General features: G+C 71.7%; 5 protein-coding genes. 2 read left to right on the top strand and 3 right to left on the bottom strand.

Annotated elements, in window-relative coordinates; all coding sequences use genetic code 11:
• The first annotated feature begins 21 nt into the window (after positions 1 to 21).
• The gene (locus tag G6018_RS12730; RefSeq protein ID WP_182616726.1) at positions 22 to 552 is read left to right on the top strand and encodes a hypothetical protein; all 531 of its coding nucleotides are present in this window, start codon (positions 22 to 24) and stop codon (positions 550 to 552) included.
• A gap of 9 nt (positions 553 to 561) precedes the next feature.
• On the opposite strand, the gene G6018_RS12725 is transcribed toward G6018_RS12730, so the two are convergent.
• From G6018_RS12725 to nadA, 3 genes are all read right to left on the bottom strand, one after another.
• Positions 562 to 1086 (bottom strand): hypothetical protein, encoded by a 525-nt coding sequence (locus tag G6018_RS12725; RefSeq protein ID WP_182616728.1) that lies wholly within the window; start codon positions 1084 to 1086, stop codon positions 562 to 564.
• 65 nt (positions 1087 to 1151) lie between these two features.
• Positions 1152 to 1973 carry a carboxylating nicotinate-nucleotide diphosphorylase gene (nadC, locus tag G6018_RS12720; protein ID WP_182610795.1) on the bottom strand — a complete coding sequence of 274 codons (822 nt, stop codon included), beginning with the start codon at positions 1971 to 1973 and terminating at the stop codon, positions 1152 to 1154.
• 77 nt (positions 1974 to 2050) lie between these two features.
• A complete protein-coding gene (gene nadA / locus G6018_RS12715; protein WP_187700272.1) occupies positions 2051 to 3136 on the bottom strand; it encodes a quinolinate synthase NadA in 1086 nt (361 codons plus the stop codon).
• Between the two features lie 72 nt (positions 3137 to 3208).
• Here nadA and G6018_RS12710 point away from each other — a divergent pair.
• On the top strand, positions 3209 to 3852 hold a 644-nt coding region (locus G6018_RS12710; RefSeq protein WP_182639791.1), incomplete at its 3' end, for an NUDIX domain-containing protein.

Below are 3852 nucleotides of genomic sequence, written 5' to 3'. Positions count from 1 at the left end.
CGGGACTGGCAGGCTCGGGTCATGAGTTCGACTGACAAGATCCGTTCCGAGAAGATCCGTTCCGCCATCGACGCCGCCACCGACCCCGGGCCCGACGCGCTGGAACGCGCCCGCATGATCGTCGTGGACAAGCTCGGGGAGTGGGACAGTCTGGGGGTGGACGAGATCGTCGAATCGGTCTGCGAGGCCTACGAGGCCCCTTCGGGCGAGCCGCTGAGACTGGGCGACGTGGACCCCTCCGACCCCGATACGGACACCCCCGCGATGCGACACCTGCGGTACGCCCGGGCGGCCCGCACCGCGATCATCGATCTCGAGCGGGAGGGGGCGATCGTCGCGGTGGACGAGCATCCCGGCGACGCCGAGGCGGTCGACCTGACCGACGACCGGACCGGGGACGGCACCGCCGACGACGACCTCCACGACGACGACGAGGTCACCGCCGTCAAGGAGACCACGGGCCCGGCCGGCCGTGAGTCCGGTGCCGACGAGTTGGTCCTCAGCACCGGCCCGCGACCGCGGGGCCGGCGGTTCGCACTGGCCGCTCGCTGAGGGCCCTGCTCAGAGCGAGGTCGTGGTCTCCGGGTGGTCGGTCTCCCGGAGGGACTTCTGCGCGCCACCGGAGAGTGTGGACTCGCCGAGCCTGGCCTCGCGGTAACGGTCGGCCTGCGCCTGGGTGATCGCCTCGCGGGCGCCGTCCTTGGCGTAGCAGACCGGCAGCCACGCGCCCTGGGAGTCCAGGCGTGCCACTATCCGCTGGCGCAGGCGGAACGGCTGGATGGAGTCCGACCAGGCGACCAGCAGGTCCAGATCGGCCCCGCGGGCGTCCGGGAGCGAGTCGGTGGCGCAGAAGTGCTGGACGCTACGCCAGACGGCGAACTGCGCCCCGGTGACGGAGAGCGGGTCCACGGTGGCCGCCCTGGGCGAGCGCGCCGAGCGACTCCGGGCGGGCTTGCCGGGGGCGGGCCGTGGAGGCGGCGGTGAGGTGTTCTCCCCGGACTCCACGCGTCGGCGCGCCTCCGCCATCCGCTGCTGTCGGCGTTCCGCCGGAGTGCTCTTCTCGCTCGTGTCCCAGAAGCCCGTCATGTCATCAAACTTTACGCGGGTTCCGGCGACCCACACCTCACCCGAACGGCCGGGTGCGGTGGACCTCACATATCCAGGCCGAGGTCGAGGACCGCGACCGAGTGGGTGAGCCCGCCGACGGCGAGGAAGTCGACACCACAGCGCGCGTAGTCGGCGGCGACGTCCAGACCGAGGCCGCCACTGGACTCCAACCGGGTACGGGGTGAGATCGCGTTCCGACGCTGCACGGCCATCTGCGTCTGCCAGACGGGGAAGTTGTCCAGCAGGACCAGGTCCACGCCTGCGTCGAGCATCTGGTCGAGCTGCTCCAGGGAGTCCACCTCGACCTCGCAGGGCAGGTCCGGGAACCGCTCGCGCACGGCGGCCAGCGCCGGAACCACCCCACCGGCGGCCACCACGTGGTTGTCCTTGACCAGGACGGCATCCCCGAGGCCGAGTCGGTGGTTGACCCCGCCGCCGCAGCGGACGGCGTACTTCTGCAGCAGGCGCATGCCGGGCATGGTCTTGCGGGTGTCGCGCACGGCGCAGCCGGTGCCACTGAGCTCGTCGGCCCATGCCCGGGTCGCGGTGGCCACCCCCGAGAGATGGCACACGAGGTTGAGCAGTGTCCGCTCGGCGGTGAGCAGCCCGCGCGTCGGTGCGGTGATCTCGGCCACCACGTCGCCGGCCGAGACGCGGTCACCGTCCCCCGCGCTGAGCGTGACCGAGTAGTCGTCGCCGAGCACCTCGGTCAGGACCATCCCGATCAGCGGCAACCCGGCCACCACCCCGTCGGATCGGGTCGCGAGTCGTGCGGTGGCACGGGAGTCCGCGGGCACGGTGGCCAGCGAGGTGGCGTCCGGGCCGTAACGCAGGTCCTCCTCGAGGGCGCGCCTGATCGCGATCAGGGCGTCGGCACGGGTGTCGGGGTCGAAGAGCTCGTCGTCGTCTCCCCCGGATACCGGCGAACCCACGCCCGCGCCGGTCACTCCCCGGATCCCGGGTTGCCGATGGCGATCATCCGCTCGACGGACCCGCGCGCGGCCTCGGCCGTGGCGGGATCGACGTGCACTTCGTCGGCGCCCTCGACGAGCGCGCGCAGCAGCGCGGCCGGGGTGATCATCTTCATGTAGGGGCAGCTGGCCTGGTCGTTGACCGGGAGGAAGTCGATCTCCGGAGCCGCCTTGCGCAGCTGGTGGATCATCCCGATCTCGGTGGCCACCAGGACCTCGCGGGCACCCGAGGAGCGGGCGGCGTCGACCATCCCGCCGGTGGACAGGATCTTGACCTGATCAGCCGGCACGGCACCCTCGGTGGCGAGGTGCAGCGCGCTCGTGGCGCAGCCGCACTCGGGGTGGACGAACAGCTCGGCGCCCGGGTGGGCCTGCGACTTGGCGGTGAGCTGGTCACCGTTGATCGCGGCGTGGACGTGGCACTCGCCCGCCCACACGAGCACGTTGTCGCGGCCGGTCTTGCGCCGGACGTGCGCGCCGAGGAACTGGTCGGGAAGGAACAGCACCTCGCGGTCCGGGTCGATCGACTCGACCACCTCGACCGCGTTGGAGCTGGTGCAGCAGATGTCCGTGAGGGCCTTCACCGCGGCGGTGGTGTTGACGTAGGAGACCACCACGGCATCGGGGTGCTCGGACTTCCACTCCGCCAACTGCTCGGCGGTGATGGAGTCGGCCAGCGAACAGCCCGCCGCCTCGTCGGGGATGAGGACGGTCTTGTCCGGCGAGAGGATCTTGGCGGTCTCCGCCATGAAGTGGACGCCGCAGAAGATGATGGTCGACTGCTCGGCCTCCGCGGCGATGCGCGACAGGGCCAGGGAGTCCCCCACGTGGTGGGCGATGTCCTGGATGGCGGGGACCTCGTAGTTGTGGGCGAGGATCACCGCGTCACGCTCGCCGGCGAGGCGGCGGATCTCGGCGGCCCACTCCGCGTCGGGTTCGACGCCCGTGTACACCGCGCCGTCGTGGCGGATCCTCGTGGCGAGCGGCGAGTCGAGCCGTCCGACGGTGGTGTCGGGCCGTGGCGCGACCGTGGTGCCGTGTCCTGTGGCAGTGCTCATCGCTGCCCCCTCCCGGGTCGGTTCTGTGGGCCGATACGCCACCGGCCCTGTTTTCGACTTACAATCGAAAACATGATGCAGTGTAACACCGGTCACGAAGTGCTCGTCGTGGTGACCCAGGTGCGACCGGCGCCCGGTGCCACCGCGCCCACGCTCCACGTGATGCTCTGGCGGCACTCCCTCGGGCCCGCCGCCGGCCGGTGGGCGCTGCCCGGCGGTGAGGTCCGGGACGACGAGGACCTGCCCGCCTCCGCCACCCGGCAGCTCGCCGAGAAGGTCGACGTGCAATCGCTCAGCCACCTGGAATCCGTGGCGGAGTTCTCCGACCCGGGGCGCATACCCGGCCGACGCGTGTTCGCCTCCGGGTTCCTCGGCGTCCTCCCCAGCGACGCCGACCCGGCCATCCCCGACGACACGGCCTGGTTCCGGGTCGACCAGCTGCCCGACACCGTCTACGACCACGCGGAGATCGTCGCCCGCGCCCGCGCCCGCCTCGCGGCCAAGCTCTCCTACTCGACCCTGGGGTTCGCCCTGGCGCCCGTGGAGTTCACGCTGTCGTATCTCGCGCAGCTCTACGGCGCCGCCCTGGGCCACCCTGTGGATCCGACCAACCTGCAGAGGGTCCTCACCAGGCGGGGCGAGCTCGTGCGGTGCGGGCGCAGCGCGCCACCGGGGCCCTCGGGGGGTCGGCCCGCCGCGCTCTACCGCTTCTCCGA

Source organism: Dietzia sp. DQ11-44 (assembly GCF_014145205.1).
In the GTDB taxonomy this organism is placed as follows: domain Bacteria; phylum Actinomycetota; class Actinomycetes; order Mycobacteriales; family Mycobacteriaceae; genus Dietzia; species Dietzia natronolimnaea.
This window is presented reverse-complemented; position numbering and strand designations above follow the sequence as displayed.

Excerpts from the sequence above, each read along its gene's own strand:
- G6018_RS12730 (WP_182616726.1), top strand. The coding sequence starts at position 22 with ATGAGTTCGACTGACAAGATCCGTTCCGAGAAGATCCGTTCCGCCATC.
- G6018_RS12725 (WP_182616728.1), bottom strand. The coding sequence starts at position 1,086 with ATGACGGGCTTCTGGGACACGAGCGAGAAGAGCACTCCGGCGGAACGC.
- nadA (WP_187700272.1), bottom strand. The coding sequence starts at position 3,136 with ATGAGCACTGCCACAGGACACGGCACCACGGTCGCGCCACGGCCCGAC.